The sequence below is a fragment of the Flammeovirga sp. EKP202 genome (genome assembly GCF_014534745.1).
Taxonomy (GTDB): Bacteria; Bacteroidota; Bacteroidia; order Cytophagales; family Flammeovirgaceae; genus Flammeovirga.
In genome coordinates this window covers 1-16,837 of sequence record NZ_JACVVP010000088.1, presented here as the reverse complement: position 1 = coordinate 16,837, position 16,837 = coordinate 1, and the positions used below count along the sequence as shown (strand labels likewise).

Genomic DNA, 16,837 nt, shown 5'->3' with positions numbered 1-16,837 from the left:
GCTCTATTGAACGTCTCTGGTGTAACATCAATTGGAGTATCTGTTTGAGCAGTTGCTACTGATGTCATAGCTAATAAGCCGGCAATTAGAGAATAGATCTTTTTCATTTTTTCGTTTTTAATTTTGTGAAACATACCTACTCTAACGCCTTTTCATTTCTTAAAAATGATCTGTTTTTGTAAAAAAATAATGAAAAATAAGAATTATGTTTTTTTGCTGATCTTCTTATTCCAAAAGCTCTTTTCCCCTATATAAGGTATACTTGATAAGTGCAAGTAGTACTCTTTGTTAGTATTCCGATTTTTGAGTATTCTTTTGCTGAAACTTGACATTTCTAGCTATCCTCTTTCCCGTTTATACAGACATACTTAACAACTTTCATCAGTCAAAAGAAAATGAAAAACATCTTATTAATTGCTTCTACAGCTTTACTTTCTCTATACCTATTTAACTCATGCAAATCACAAAAGAGATTATTTATTGATGAGTTTAGACAAGAAATTCCAAGAGATGAAGAGGGAAAAATTAATATCAACGTCTCGCACAAAGGTTCTACTATGATTTTTGAAATCGAACCTATTGGTGTTGAGTATTCTTATACATCAGTAAAAATGTTTGAATTACTGGCTCAAACAGTAATGTCTGACAATATCTATATCGGTACAAATTCTTCTCTATATGAAGGACAAAAATATTTCGATCACTATGAAGTCTTTGTCCAGTTTACAGACAAAAGAGTACTGATTGGAAACAAACCTTTAAAATTTGAGTAAGGTGCCTTTATGCTACTGAGTTACCTAATACAATAGATGGACTTTTTACAGTCCTATCACTAAATCATCATATCAATTTATTATCACATTAAAATCAAAATCATATCATATCATCATGTTTAAAAATTTAGAATCAACCGTTCGTTACTGGTATTTATTATTAATTGCTGGAATTACTTTCATTATTTCTGGAATGTTGACCTTCACATTTCCTATTGTCAGTTATGTTAGCTTAGCTGTGGTATTTGCCTGTTTATATATTATTGAAGGTTTTTCTGAAATCATTTTCTCCATCATGAATAGAAAAAAAATAAAGGGGTGGGGATGGACTTTATTTTATGGACTGTTTTCCATCGGAATAGGCATTTTCTTAGTTCTAAACCCTGGGTTTTCTGCCACGGTAATGCCTTTGTATATCGGTTTGCTTTTCCTTGCTAAATCCATAGTTGGAATCACTTTAGGGAGTCAAATTCAAAAAGAAACAGGGTTGGGAAGTCTACCAATTGGAGCCGGTGTCATTGGTGTCATTCTATCTACCATATTGATTATTAATCCTCTATTTGCAGGTTTTAGTATTGTATTCACTGCGGGTATAGCCTTTATTTCTTCGGGTGTTTATAGTATTATTCTAGGATTAGAGTACAGAAAACTAAATAAAAAATTTAAAGAAGAGAAGGCTTCTACTACTGAAGAAGAGGAAACAGATAAGGATACTATTTCAGAAACAGAAATGGAGAAAGAGGATGAAATTGAAGTACTTACTGAAGAGGAGTTTAAAAATTCAACTCAAAAATCTTCCTCTTCAAAAGATGATGTTATTTATCTGTAAGCTCCCTAAAATCTATAAAAAATGAATATAAAAAATATAATGATTGCTGGCGGAGGGAACCTTGGTTCTCAAGTTGCTTGGCAATGTGCAGTAAAAGGATTTAATGTTGTAGTGTATGATGCTTTTGAAAAAGGGCTAGAAACAAGTAAAAGTTATCATCAGGCATTTGGTTTATTATTTATAAACGAAAGAGGAATGACTGAACAAGAAAGAGATGATGCCTTCCAAAGAATATCATATACCACCAATTTAGAAGAAGCCTCAAGGGATATTGATTTAGTGAATGAGTCTATTCCAGAAAATATTGAAATCAAAAAGCACTTTTATACGAAGTTATCACAATTTGCTCCTGCAAAAACCATTTTCACAACCAATTCTTCAGCCACCCTGCCGAGTGATTACGCCTCATTTACGGACCGCCCTGAAAAATTCCTGGCCTTACATTTTGCTAATGGAATTTGGGACGCGAACATCGGTGAAGTGATGGGACACTCCGGTACTGATCCCATGGTTTTTAATAGAGTATTAAAATTTGCAGAGGAAATAGGTATGGTTCCAATTCCTATTCACAAAGAACAGAATGGCTATATTATTAATTCTCTTCTGATTCCTTTACTAAAAGCAGGTGTCGATTTATTGAGAAATAATGTTACTGACATCGAAAGTATCGATAAAACCTGGATGATTTGTACCAATACCAAAGTAGGTCCATTGGGTATTATGGACATCATTGGAATGCAAACCATCTACAACATCTATACATTTGTTGGGGAAAGTACAGGAGATCAGTTAGCTTTTGATCGTGCCCATTACATCAAAAACAACTTTATCGACAAAGGGAAAATGGGAATTTCGTCAGGTGAAGGTTTCTATAAATACCCTAACCCTGCTTATGAGGATGAGAATTTTCTGAGTTAAGAGAAGTTTGGATTCATAAAAAAAAATCGGTAAAACTAGAGGTACTTTTCTCTAGTTTTACCGATTTTTTTATTTGTTGTTTTTACTACAACAAAGTACCAATAATCATGTCTACAATTTCTATTTAGCTTGAAAATACATGATCAACCACATGACAAAATATATTTCACTTCAAATAATTAACAACCACACTAAATGCATTGTAAATTAAGTTTTCCTTATTCATGGTGTTTAGAAATCAGGAGATTTCTGATGATCTGAAGGACACGAATGACGCTGACGCTTAACATTCGCGCCATTGAGCTTTCTACCATTTTAGTTTAGTAGTACTGCACCTGGCATTGAAGGGAAAAGCGTTAAGAATTTCATGAATTGAGCCGTTAAAAATGATTTTCTTGTTTGAGCAAAGCGAGTTTAAAATCATTTAGGCGAGAGGAATGAAATTTAGCTTTTGACTTCTAAGCCTAGATTTTTTGCTTCGTTTTTCATCAATGGAAAAATGAAGAAGAAGGAAGCTTGAAAGTAGGACATAAAAGCTTACAAAATAATTGATTGAAATTTTGCTGTAATTTAGTTTACAAAGCACTAAATTTTCTGATTTTTAAAAAGTTCATCTAATTTTTGACGTAATGCTTCTTTACCTAATAATTTGGTTTCCTATTCTATATTTTAGCACTGATATGATAGCCTACCACAAGGTAAATGTTAATAGCAAACAAATCAAGCTATACCTCTTATGAAAAAAATACTTCTACTAAGTCGAATTTAAACTTCTAACTCAATATTCTATTCAATAAAAAAACCTCTAAAAAGTCAATGAAGACTCCTCAGAGGTAGGATAATTATGAACTTACTAAAGTATTCTAATTTTCTCTTTGTGTATTTATATTAGGTAGATTATACTCCCCATCAATAATAGATTTTGCAGGAATATAGACTCTCATATTAATCCAAAAATCTTCAGAAGGCATGATCAATTCATTTGGACGGTTCTGAAAATCTTCTTCAAATACATAGTGTATATCAAAAGTTTTTCCGTCTGCATTCAATTGAATTTCACGGTTACTAATCGAAGAACCTTCATCCGTTTTCAAATGCTGATCATCTCCATATACAGTGATAGAGTAAAACCCTAATTCAGTATCTTTTAATTCAGGAACATTGTAAGTTACTGTGTATGAATTTCCTTTTTCAACTTTATAATTTGCTGTTAAATAAGCGGCATCTTCATCTGGTAAAAGACCTGTTGCTATTGAAATACCACGGTTAGTATCTTCTTTAGAAACGGGATTTTCTAACGTTCCCATTGAGCCTTCTACTCCTTTTTCATTGGCAACTTGTACATAGTGTTGGTGTACTTTCATGAACTCTTCCATGTCCCAGTTTTTCACTTGAAAAGGTTGAGGTTCATACCCATTTAAATATTCAATTTCTAACAAATCTTGAAATTCAGAGGTCTTTTTGATGTCTTCTGGATCTTTTGCATCTACTTGAATTCTGACATTAGCAACAAAATAGTCGCTAGTCATTGAAGCTGGAATAACATATCTACCAGGACCATAGAAAACTTTATAAGTAACATGATTATCGTTCCAAACATGCAATGACATATAACGACCGTCTGTTTCGGGTAGAGTTATAGCAACGTCTCCACCGCCATCCATAATCGAAAAAGAATATTTGGTATCTCTATTCATCATTGGAGCTGGTTGCTTATCCAATTGCATCACATTATAATGGTGGTGCCACTGTATATTATTTGCACCTTGTAAAAACTCTTTATTCATGGCCATATCAGCCATTGCATTAGCGTAATTATCTTTTGTAACAGAGATTGATTTATTGTCTTGTGCAACTGCTAATGATGATAGAATAACTAATCCGATAACTAGAAAGTAAGCATAGATTTTTTTCATTTTCTTGTAATTTTTTTGATTGAACACACTCTCTTTAACGACTTCAATATTCCTTTCAATGTCTATTTTTGTCAAAAAAATAACGAAAAACGAGAATTGAATTTTCTCCTTGTAAAATCATATTCTTACTCCATAACAATACAAAGCTTTATTATATAATTCCTGTTTTTGATTATAAAATTACATTTAAGTATCATTTTTCAGTAACTGAAATTCCGTTTATAAAGGCATATACATCAAATTATCATCAACCTAACAATTGGAAATTATGCCTATTGTAGTCATTGCACAATCTATCATCTCTGCTATTTCAATTCCAACAGAAGCAGATAACATTAATATACATATGAAGGATGGAGAGTTGATTTCTATTTCAAAAAGAGAATTAAAAGAAAAGAAATCGACACCAACTGAAATTGTCTATAAAAGAATGGGGGAATATAAGAATATTCCTATCTCAGATATTGAATATGTTCGTTATGAATCCCTTGACACTTATGATAAAACAGCACATTTCGTTGAGGAATATGACCTAATGATCAAGGAAATGGATCAGCACGTTTTGGAGTATTATAATACTAAACGCTATAAAAAATCCAGGACCTCACAAACTTTAGCAGTAGCTGGATGGACTCTGGCGGTAGCTGGAAACCCAATTTTCTGGGCAGTTGCACCTATTCCTACAACACAAGCGGCTCTAACTATGAAAACTGTTGATAAGGCGTATGTACTCAACGGAAAAGAGTGGAAAGCTTGTAAAAAAGAGCAGAAAAGGAAAGTGAAGGAATTGAAAAAGAATGCTCAAGAAAAAGAAAGTTTAATTGAGATTCAAAAACTTTCATCCCCTAACCCTTATCAAGATTACCACAACCATAATTTAAATAGCTAAAAATACTAGTTATCCATTTATCAAAAAGAAACTACAATGAAACATGTTATTTTATATCTAAGCTTTTTCTTATTGGGTTTTGTACATACCTCAATGGCCCAAAAAGATGAATTAGCATCAAAGCTTCAAAATCCTTTAGCCAATATCGTTGCACTACCGATTCAAAATAATGTGAGTGTTGGGTCTCCTAATTATGATGGTTCCATTTATACCATGTCGTTACAACCTATTATGGCAAATGAACATAAGCACTTTAATTTAATCCATAGAGGTGTGATTGATATATCGCATTTACCTGCGACCACCGAAGGAAATCAAAGTACTTGGGGAGTAGGCGATTTAAATTACTCCTTTTTCTTGTCACCAAAAAAGTCAAACAAATTAGCATGGGGTATTGGTCCATCTATTGATATTCCAACCGCTTCCAACCCAATGTTAGGTACCGGGAAATGGGGAGCAGGTGCGGCATTGGTAATGGTTTATCAAACTCCAAAATGGACATTTGATATGGTCATGCGACAAACTTTTTCTATTGCAGGAGATGAAAACAGGGCAGATGTAAGCAGTTTTGTTTGGCAAGCACTTGCTGCCTATGGCATTGGAAATGGATGGGTGGTCAATACTTTTCCGACCATTACAGCCAATTGGAATGCAGATAAAGGGCAAAAATGGACAATTCCTGTAGGTGGAGGTATAAATAAACTTGTCTTTATAGGAGGTAAAGTACCTGTAAACCTTGGTGTACAATATTACCATAATGTAGTAAGACCTGATCATGCTCCAAAAGGGGAGTTTAGAGTCGTCACTACTATTGTATTAAGAAAATAATCAGTACGATTTTTTCCTTTTTATTATCCTAATTATCATCTACTATGAAACCAAGAATCATTTCTTTGACCATCCTCCTTACTTTCCTGAAGTTGACGGTGAGTTATGGCCAAGATCAGATTGCTTGGTTTCATTATTTCAATAAAATGAATCTATCCTACAAGTTTTCTATTGATACAGATCTTGGATATAGAAGTGATTTTGAGGGAATGGAAAGGTGGCAAATAAGATCAGGTTTGAAGTATGATATTATTGAAAATGTAAGTGTGAGAGCAGGTGTAATGCATGTTCAAGGTACTCAATCAGCAAGTGAACTTCGATTTTATCAAGACTTGATGCATAAAGAGGATTTTTCTTCGTTTACTTTTTCTCTTCGAGTACGTTTTGAAGAGCAATATTTCCCCCAACTTGACCAAACTAACTACAGGGTGAGATACAACCCTATGATAAAGTTTTCTACTAGTGCAGGTTTAATTTCTCTAGGTTGTGAACCTTTTATCAACCTAGATTCATTTCAAGTCACCAATAACAGGTGGTATTTTGGGATAACAAGGTATGCTTTTAAAAACACATTAATCACGCTTCAGTACATCAAGGAAAATAGTTATTCCAATACAGAAATTGATCGTTTCAATTCACCTCATATGATCAGAATCAAAATCGACCATTCGATAAATCCAATAAGGATAAGGCGATAGGTAATGAGCAGGTTTTATAAAAAATTGAAGTAAATAACATTATTAATCTTTAAATAAAGTGAAAGAGAATCAATTATATTATAAATTTATTGACATCGAAATATCTAACTTCCATCTTTATTGTTTAAGTACTAACAATATATTTACTAAAAACAATTTGAAAAAATTTATACTCATAGTATTTACTACTATCACTAGCCTAAACCAAATATTTGCTTCTGACTCTACTGATATTCTTAGAGAAAAATTAGCAAAAACGTATACAACTAATGAGAGAGCAGAATTGTTATTACAACTTTCTAATGCAAATCTAAACAACGACTTAGATATATCTCTTGATTATACCGTAGAGGGTATTGAGTTGTTGGAAGACCTTCCTTCCTCTCAACTTTTAGGGAAGTTGTATCATACCAAAGGAAATATTTACCTCTACAAAGGCTTTACAGTAGAGGCCAAACAGGCATATTATCAGGCTCAACGGATTTTCAAAGAAATCAATGATCATGAATATGAAGTCAAGACATTGATTAATTTAAGTTCCATTCATCAAAGGGAAAAAGATTATGATAAAGCAAAAGAAGAATACCTTAATGCGTTGAAGGGTGCTAGTTCTTTACCTTCTGAGATCAACAAAAAACTGATCCCCCATATTCTTCTAAATCAAGGTACTTTATATGATGAGTTAAATGATAATAAGATTGCTATAAAGAGATTTCAAGAAGTTATTAACCTTTGTAATAATGAGGAAGAATTATTGGTATTGAAAGGAAAAGCCTTGCATAACCTTGGGAATCAGTATATCAAAGTAGGACGTGATGATGATGCTCTTCCAGTTTTTAGAGAATCTCTCAGAATCAAGAAACTAACCTTTGATAAACAAGGTGAAATCAATTCCTTGTTAGCTCTCGCAGATTATCAAATCCGTTTGAATAACACTAAAGAGAGTGAAAGGTTATACCTACAAGCACTAGATGTTGCTTTATCCTTAAAGTCACCTATTGATATCCGGAATGTCTATCATAATTTATACCTCTATTACAAACATCAGAATAATTTAGAAAGTGCTCTTGTTCACTTTGAAGAGTATAAAAAATACTCCGATGTCATTTTCGAGAAAGCCAATTCTAGACGAATCAATCAACTAGAGGAAAAACATCTTCTTGAATTAGAGCAAGCTCAATTAATCCAAGAGAAAGAAGAACAAAAATACCTGTTGATATTTTTAGGAGTAGTTATAGCCTTGTTAATCGTTTTTAGTGGTATGTATTTCCGTTTTCATCGATTAAAAACACAAAATGCGAAGGACAATGAGGAAAAGGCATTGATTGAGAAAGAACTCGCAATTGTAGAACAGGAAAGGGTAAGAGAACAAAATGAAAAATTAAAGGCAGAAGTTTCTTTTAAGGATAAAGAAATTACAACCAATATCATGCACTTGATGCAAAAGAATGAACTCATCAATGCTGTTTCAGAAGAACTGATGTCTATTGATGAACAATTAGATGCTAAAAGCAGAAAGAAGATACGCTCAATTGTTTACAATTTACAAACATCAACTCAAGGTGAAATTTGGAAAGAGCTAGAGGTTCGTTTTGGTCAAGTTCATCATAACTTCTTTGATGAATTAACAAAAGCCTACCCTAACCTTACACCTAATGAAAAAAAGCTATGTGCTTTTCTTAAGCTAAACCTAAGTACAAAAGATATCTCAAATATCACTCACCAAAGTATAAAATCAATTCAAGTTGCCCGTTATCGTCTAAGGAAAAAGTTAGGGTTAATCAATTCAGAAATCGATTTTCAAAGCTTTTTAAGCCGATTTGACCATACTAACCTTACAGTGGAACAAATTAAACAAGAAAAACAATAAAACACTAATAGTCAATTATTTAATATTTGAATGTAGCATAATTGTAGTAGTGATACAACTACAAAGAATGTAGTATTAGTAGCATTTTAATAGCTATTGTTGTAGCAATTTAATAGCATTATCTTATTGTTAAAATTCATTTACAAACTCGTAACGTTGTAGCAGATTCTGTTGGTCTAATATTTTTTTGATATGCCAGCTAAACAAACACAAAAGCCTTCTGATGACAAAGAAGAGCTTCTAAAATTAATAGAGGTACGAAAGAAAGAGATCGACGTACTTCGGAAGCTATATAAAAAATTTGCTTCCTCTTCCAATTCATTTAAATAAACTTTTATTGATGAAAAAGCTACAACTTTACGCTGCTTTGCTTTTACTGTCAATCGGAATTAATACCATTAATCCGGGGACGTTAAATGCACAGCAACTACCATCTCCGGTAACCTATACCGAGAAAGGTGAAGCCAGAGGTTTCATCCGAGTAAAACTAAAAGAAAGTGCTGCAGCACTTGTGCAACTCTCACCAATGGGAGTAAACTCAACTGCCAAAATTGGAATATCAGCGTTTGATGCTACATCAACACACTACCAAGGGCATGATATGACAAGGGTGTTTCCCTATGATGCAAAAAATGAGCATAAACTCATAAAACATGGATTACATTTATGGTATCAAATTGAAATTGATCCCTCAGTTGATCCTCAACTAGTAGCAAACGCTTATAGCCAAATTGCTGAAGTTGAATTATCTGAACCAATTTTAGAGAAAAAAATTATTGGGGGTAAAAAAAGTGCAAAGGTACTTACAGTGGATCAACTCAAAACGTTGAGTACACAATCAGTAACTTCCGATGATCCTCTTTTAGAAAATCAATGGCATTATGCCAATGAAGGTCAAAATAATTTTGTCGAAAATGCGAGTATCAATCTTCTTCAAGCTTGGAGTACTACCCAAGGAGATCGTAACGTAATTATTTCCGTTCATGATGAAGGTATTGATATTAACCATGAAGATTTAAGGGATAATATTTGGGTAAACACTGCCGAATTAGAGGGAGAAGAAGGTGTAGATAGTGACGGAAACGGTTATGTTGATGATGTATATGGTTACAACTTTGCGAACAACTCTGCAACTGTTGATGCGATGGAACATGGTACTCACGTATCAGGTACAGTGGCTGCCGTTAGTAATAATGGTATAGGTGTAGCAGGTGTAGCAGGTGGTTCCGGAAATCAAGATGGTACATTAATTATGCCTTGCCAAATATTAGGCGGACCTTACAATAATACTGCTGCTTCTTTTGTGTATGCAGCGAATAATGGTGCTGTTATTTCTCAAAATTCTTGGGGTTGGACATCTCCAGGAGTTTTTGAACAAGCAACATTAGATGCAATAGATTACTTTATTGCTGAGGCAGGAGATTTTGAGGGAAGCCCAATGAAAGGAGGTGTCGTTATCGTAGCTGCAGGTAATAGTAACTCGGATGCAGACTTTTATCCTGCCGTTTATGAAAACTGTTTAGCAGTTGCCTCTACCAACGCTCAAAGAGAAAAAGCATGGTATTCTAATTATGGTAACTGGATTGATATCACTGCTCCAGGAGGCGATATTAACCAAGTACTAGAATTTGGTGTTTTAAGTACTTTGCCTGATAACAGTTATGGCTATTTACAGGGCACTTCAATGGCTTGTCCTCATATTTCCGGTGTTGCTGCTTTGGTACTTTCTGCAATGGGAGGAGAAAATTACACACCTGATTTATTATGGAATCAATTACTTTCTTCAACTCAAAATTTAGACGACACAAACCCATACTATGAAGGTAAAATGGGCACAGGATTAATCGATGCCGGTTTAGCTGTCATAGAAAATGAAGGCTTAGCACCTTTGGCTATTACAGATTTAATGGCAAAAGGAATCACTGACAAATTTATTCAACTTGAGTGGACAGTACCTGTTGATGAAGATGACAATCAGCCAAGCAAATATTTCATTTACAATAATGAGGGAGAAACTGTTGATTTTGATGAGGAACCAATCACTTTCTTTTCTTCAGAAGAAGCTGGAAACAAGGTATTATTCTCAGTTGAGGAACTTGCTGATTCCACTCAATATTCTTTTGCTATTATTGCTGTAGATCGATGGGGCAATACTTCAGAAAGTTCTAATAGTCTTACTACTTCTACAAATGGAGGTCCAATGATGGATTATCCTATGGCACCAAATCCATGGTCTCCATCAGTAGATTTATATGCAGATGTTACAGTAAATCCCATTATTCAAACAAATTTTGAAATTGGTAATTCTAATGATGCTCTATTGACTTGGGAATTTACTTCAATTCGCCAAACTTATGAATACATAAAAACATGGAGTACCTCTTTACCAAATGTTGGGTCTACATTTTCTTCAGAGAGCAATATAGGTACTCAAAGTAGAATCCAACCTCAAGTTTTCACTGCTGAGACACCTGAAGATTTGGAACCTTTCGAAAATGAATACCTTACTTATTCCAACAGTGATAGAGCAAGTATGGTTATCGGAGAAGTTGATTTATCATTACCTAATGCAACAGCTTCAGCGTTTATTGTTTCCAATGAAAAAGGATTCAACCTAACAAAAGCTACGGTTTGGTTAAATGAGCTAACAGTAGGAAATGCGGTTGTAGAGATTTATGAAGGACCAAACCTTTCTAGTGCCAGAAAAATATTAGAAAGAGAAATAACAGACACTTCAATAGGATCAAAAACGGTTTCTTTTGAGGATGGAGAAACAATGTTTTTCCCTTATGAAACTATTCTTTGGTTAGTATACAAAACGCCAGCAGGTAACTTATATCCTGTAGGTATCAGTGATGTAAATAACGACCCGAATAGTTATTACCAATGGATGAGTTTCGATGATGGAGAAAACTGGCAACTACTTTCAGAAGCATTAGGTACATCAAGTATGGCCTTTGTGGTAAGCCTTGAATCCGACAAACAATATGCAGGAGAACATATCACTTTATCACCTATGAAGGGTGAAATAAATGGTTCAGACTCAACAGAAATTCAATTAACTGCTGATGTTAGTCATTTGAAAAATGGATATGTAGAATCAAATATAATTCTTGAATCGAATGATCCTCTCCAAGAAGAAGTTCGAATTCCTGTAAAGGTAAATATTTCAGGGCATGAACCTAACGTAATAGCACCATCAATAGTAGATTTTGGAAGTATACAGATCGGTAGAGAAAAAGAAGTAGTCATCAAATTGGATAATTATGGTTACGGTGTCTTTAAAGGTGGTTTAACTTGGGAGTATAATGAAGAAAGTGATTTCACTGTTTCTAATAAACCATACAGTGTTTACCCTAGAGCTTCAGAAGATTTCATTGTCACTTACCGACCTACTATTGCAGGTAATCAAAATGATAAAATCACAATTACAGATAGGGAAGGTTACTCTGTAGAAATTCATCTTTTTGGTAATGGTGAAGAGCCTGCAGAAATAGCAATAACACCATTAGAACAAACATTCACAGCTGTTTTAGGTGAAACTACACAGGGTTCTGTTGTAATTGAGAATACAGGAAATTATCCTCTTTCCTACTCTTTGCCTAAATACACTGACGCTATTGTTGAAGGAGCACACCGATTTGGGTACTCATGGGAAAAATATACTGACGCTGGAGCATGGCAAGAAATTGATGATACGGAAGATGTCATAGATTATACAGACACTTTTAGATCAAACCCTTTCTTAGACTTTGTAAAGGTAGATTTAGGGTTCAACTTCCCATTCTATGATACATTGGTTTCAGAAATGTACTTATCGCATGTTGGGATGCTCGCTATAGATGACAAAGACCCTGTTAACGGATCATTTGGTCAATTATTAGGAAGAGATTTCACTTCAAATGGTTATATCGCATTCCTTTATGAGTATATGGATTTTGCACCTACTTCAAAAATCTTATTTAAACGTTTTGATGATAGAGTTATCGCAGAATTCAAGGATATGCTTCCTAAGCAAGCTCACTTCAGGTCACAAGATTTAATGACATTCCAGGTTGTTTTATTCTATGATGGTAATATTGAAATGCGTTATAAGGATATGGGATGGGGTAATAGCAAAGCAACGGACCCATTTGTAGGTCTTGAAAGTCCAGACAAACAAGATGGTTTTTACATCTATGAATTCGTTGCAAAACCAGAATTGTTATTTGATCCTGTTTATAGAGATATTGTCATTAGAGTAAATCATCCAGGAGCTGATATTATTTCTAATTTATCCCACACAGAAGGTGTAATTCCTCAAGGGGCTTCAGTAGAAATTACTTACGATGTAAATACTGAAAACCTAGTAGAGGGAATGAATATTCAAAACATTGCAGTAGTAAACAATGATCCTCTTCAACCTATCGCTCACTTCACAGTAAAAGTGGATGTTATTGATGGTGGTGTATCTGATTTAACTACTTCTGATAAAGATATTAACTTAGGAGAAGTTTTTAAAACTGCTGAGAAGAAACATAATATCGCTTTTGTAAATAATGGAAGTGCCATCGTAAATATCGTCTCTACTTCCATTGGAGGGGGTGTTGATTCTAAATTTTCCGTAGATAAAGAGGTTTTCGATATCCTTCCTAGGTTGGGAACTTATGTGAAAGTTAATGTTGATACAGAGGAGACAGGTACATTCTCTGAAGTGATCACTTTTACCGATGGAGATGGTGAAACCTATACTTTTAACCTTGAAGCTACTGTCATTGAAGCTCCAGGTATTGTGCTAGATGATCAAGAGAGAAAGACTTTTGATCTAGTAGTAGGAGAGACTACAACTTTCACTGTAGATATCACGAACAATGGAACGGCAGATTTAGAAGTTCTACCTTCAGGTACTACATGGTTATATGAGCAAACCACTCAAGCGATGAGTATAAGCGGGCTTCAGGACTTTACATATGCTTGGAAAGATAATAAGGACAAACTAGATGGTGTAATTGATCCTAATGCCCCTGAATTCCAATGGGTAGACATCACAAAGGAAGGGACTAAAGTTGAAGTAGAAGATCAATACTTGCTCTGGCAAGAAGTAGACCTCCCATTTGAATTACCTTTCTGGAATGATACTTACAATAAAATGTGGATAGGTTACTTTGGTATCATCACTTTTACAGAGCCTACAGAAACTTGCCCACCTTTTAACATAGAAATTCCAAATGGAGAAGAGGCTCCTCATAACTTTATTGCACCACTCTGGTCAAATGTTGGAGAAGACTATTGGGATGAAGATCCTAGAAAAGGGATATGGATGTGGTCAGACGATGAAAAGTTAATCGTCACTTATGAGCGTTATGTTCACTATTATGGTTTCTTAGGTGGTTATGTCTCTGCTCAAACTATTTTTTATAAAAATGGTACTATTAAAATGCAGTACAAAACCATCGATCAAGATGCCGTTAACATTTTTAATAAATACTTTACGTTAGGAATGGAAAATGAGGATGGTACACAAGGTGTAATGAACAACTTCTATCGCCCTTATATCACAGATGGCCTCGCTGTTGAATATGCTCCATCACAAAAAACTATAATTCCTGTCGGGGAAACAAAAGCTATTACATTTACAGTAGACGCTAAAGATCTATTAGGCGGTACTTACAATCATGATCTAGTTTTCGTCAACCAAACACCAGGTGCTGAAAATATTTCTATTCCAGTAACTGTAAACGTAACAGGGGAGTATGAACTTTCTTGGAGTGAAACAGAAGTAGACTTTGGAACTATTATTTCTGATGGAAGCTCAAAAGAATTCACTTATGAATTTGAGTTACAGAATATCGGAACTGATGTTTATACGTTGAAAGAAGATGAGCTATCTTACTCTGAAGGATTTGGTAGTCCAATTACTGGAGAAGGACCTGCTTTTTGGTGGGAATTAATTGAAACTCCGCCGTCACCATGGCCAACAACAGAGATGTGGGTGTATCCATTCCAAATTTTCTCTAAATGGTGGGGAACAGAAGATCCACAATACGAACCTGTAATCATTGGACCAAAGTCTAGTTTAAAAGCCAAAGTGGACTTTACTATTTCAGAATTAGGTGAAGTAACAAAAGAAGTCACTGTTAAAAATATTGATGGTTCAGATGTTACGATCATTTTCAAAGCAAACTTGATCGCTCCACCTGACTTTGAATTTAATGGTGATACTGCTTTCAACGTAAATGCATTGACAAATACGCACCAAGAATCAAAAGCTTTTGAAATTAGTAACGTAAACGGAGAATCTTCTCTTGATTATCTCTTAAATATTAATTTTATGAGAGCTGTATCTGAAGCGTCTTATAGTACATCAACTATAGTCAATACTTCTGCCTTGACACACGATGTGGTTACTGCTATAAGTACATATACTATTGATGATTCAGAATATCATCAAGTGTTACGATATGATAATAAAACTGTTGCAGATCAATCCATAGGTTATGCTGGAGCTGCACTTACTACAATCACTGCTTTTGATGCTCCGGTTGAAGGGTTTGATTTATCACATGTCGCCACTTGGTTTACATCAAAAGGTACTATTAACGAAGGACAAATTGATGTGAATATTTATACTGGTACAACAGCCAACCCTATCTCACTATACTCAGAGTCATTTTCAATGAATATTTCTGAGCTTAATGAAGATGGTGAAATCATTATTTTAGAATTAGCTGAAAAAGTACATTTCCTAGGGAATGAAAAAATATTTATTGAATTCGTTTATCCAAATGGTATCACATACCCTCAAGGTATTGTATCGGTAGATAGTAGAATTGAAAATACTTTCTTTATTCCAGATGCTGATGGTTGGTACGACTTAACCAATGAATCAAGTTGGTCAAAAACAGCTTTTATGGTGCGTGCCTTAGCTAAAGATGAAATTGAGGGAAGTTGGTTATCTCTAAGTCATTCTGAAGGTACTTTAGAAGCTGGTGACGCTCTTACTATTGAAGCTTTATTTGATGCAATGTATGCTCCTGACAAAACAGTTTATGCTTCAATTGCAATTACTACAAATGACCCCGTACATCAAGGGGTAAATATTCCTGTAGAAATGATTCTTAATCAAGCTCCAACTTTTATGGATTTTGAAAATCAATATGAAGTAGCTGAAGCTTCAGAACTAGTATTGAATTTTGTTGCTGAAGATATCGAAGGTCATCAAATCACATATGAGGTGGAAGACCTTGAAGATCTAGGTACTTCCTCCATCGAAAGTGGAATTGAAATTACTCTTTCTCCAAGTTACGACATGGCTGGAGATTACAATTTCTCAATTTCCGCTACAGATGAACATGGTCTTACTACTGAAGAAGTAATTACTGTAACTGTCACCGATACAAACAGGGCCCCAATTGGAACGGCAATGGATACGATAGAAATTACTTTAGGAGATGTTTATTATATCGACCCTGAAACTGTCTTTAGTGATGAAGATGGTGATGAGCTTTCTTATTCTATCGCTAATAATAATGATGGAGTGGTTATCACTGGGATTGCCAATGATCAGTTTGTCATCTCAACGCTTAAGGAAGGATTTAATGAAGTTGCCTTATTTGCAGCCGATCATGAAACATCTACCATCGTAGTTGTTCCTGTAAAAGTTGTATCTGAAGAAGAAAACCCTGATGATAATGTAACAAGTATCGACGATTTAGCTTCTTCAATAAAGTTAAGTAACTTCCCTAACCCGGCACAAAATAGAACTACAATATCTTTTACTTTACCTCAAAAAGGAGCAATCCAGATTATTGTTCATAATAATGGACAATTAGTAGATCAGTTTGCTTTAGGGCAAAGACCTGCTGGTAAACAGGAAATGATATACAATGTAAATCACTTATCTTCTGGGTTATATTTCTATACTTTAGTCATTGATGGAAAAACCGTCACCTTTGGAAAATTATTGAAGAAATAAATAATTTATTATTTGAGAACTATTCTACCGAAATCAGCTTGTTACTTTTTTTGGTAGAGTACTAAATGACTTGAGTATTTTTAAGTAACTGAGCTATCGCTCTTTTAAAATTTTGAATTTTCATTTCTTTGACAGAAAGCCGATCTTTCTCCTATGAAAAGA

General features: G+C 34.4%; 10 protein-coding genes. 9 read left to right on the top strand and 1 reads right to left on the bottom strand.

Going from position 1 to position 16,837, the window contains the following annotated elements; all coding sequences use genetic code 11:
* Positions 1-395 precede the first annotated feature (395 nt).
* The 3 genes from IC221_RS28290 (at position 396) to IC221_RS28280 (ending at position 2,520) form a co-directional block, all read left to right on the top strand.
* Positions 396-773, top strand: coding sequence for a hypothetical protein (locus tag IC221_RS28290; RefSeq protein ID WP_188172160.1), 378 nt, complete (start codon positions 396-398; stop codon positions 771-773).
* A 115-nt stretch (positions 774-888) separates the two neighbouring features.
* Positions 889-1,602, top strand: coding sequence for a DUF308 domain-containing protein (locus IC221_RS28285; RefSeq protein ID WP_188172159.1), 714 nt, complete (start codon positions 889-891; stop codon positions 1,600-1,602).
* Positions 1,603-1,623: 21 nt separating this feature from the next.
* Entirely contained in the window at positions 1,624-2,520 is an 897-nt protein-coding gene (locus tag IC221_RS28280; RefSeq protein ID WP_188172158.1) for a 3-hydroxyacyl-CoA dehydrogenase, read from the top strand.
* Between the two features lie 863 nt (positions 2,521-3,383).
* On the opposite strand, the gene IC221_RS28275 is transcribed toward IC221_RS28280, so the two are convergent.
* Positions 3,384-4,436 (bottom strand): DUF1214 domain-containing protein, encoded by a 1,053-nt coding sequence (locus IC221_RS28275; RefSeq protein WP_188172157.1) that lies wholly within the window; start codon positions 4,434-4,436, stop codon positions 3,384-3,386.
* Positions 4,437-4,704: 268 nt separating this feature from the next.
* Here IC221_RS28275 and IC221_RS28270 point away from each other — a divergent pair, with 268 nt between their 5' ends.
* The 6 genes from IC221_RS28270 to IC221_RS28245 all read left to right on the top strand — a co-directional run bounded on the left by IC221_RS28270 (position 4,705) and on the right by IC221_RS28245 (position 16,675).
* Positions 4,705-5,325, top strand: a complete 621-nt coding sequence (locus IC221_RS28270) for a hypothetical protein (RefSeq protein WP_188172156.1) — start codon at positions 4,705-4,707, stop codon at positions 5,323-5,325.
* Positions 5,326-5,361: 36 nt separating this feature from the next.
* Positions 5,362-6,153 (top strand): hypothetical protein, encoded by a 792-nt coding sequence (locus IC221_RS28265; RefSeq protein ID WP_188172155.1) that lies wholly within the window; start codon positions 5,362-5,364, stop codon positions 6,151-6,153.
* Positions 6,154-6,197: 44 nt separating this feature from the next.
* A complete protein-coding gene (locus IC221_RS28260; protein WP_188172154.1) occupies positions 6,198-6,851 on the top strand; it encodes a DUF2490 domain-containing protein in 654 nt (217 codons plus the stop codon).
* Positions 6,852-7,008: 157 nt separating this feature from the next.
* Positions 7,009-8,721 (top strand): tetratricopeptide repeat protein, encoded by a 1,713-nt coding sequence (locus IC221_RS28255; protein ID WP_188172153.1) that lies wholly within the window; start codon positions 7,009-7,011, stop codon positions 8,719-8,721.
* A 192-nt stretch (positions 8,722-8,913) separates the two neighbouring features.
* Positions 8,914-9,051, top strand: a complete 138-nt coding sequence (locus IC221_RS28250; protein ID WP_188172152.1) for a hypothetical protein — start codon at positions 8,914-8,916, stop codon at positions 9,049-9,051.
* Between the two features lie 10 nt (positions 9,052-9,061).
* The gene (locus IC221_RS28245) at positions 9,062-16,675 is read left to right on the top strand and encodes a S8 family serine peptidase (protein ID WP_188172151.1); all 7,614 of its coding nucleotides are present in this window, start codon (positions 9,062-9,064) and stop codon (positions 16,673-16,675) included.
* Positions 16,676-16,837: the final 162 nt, after the last annotated feature.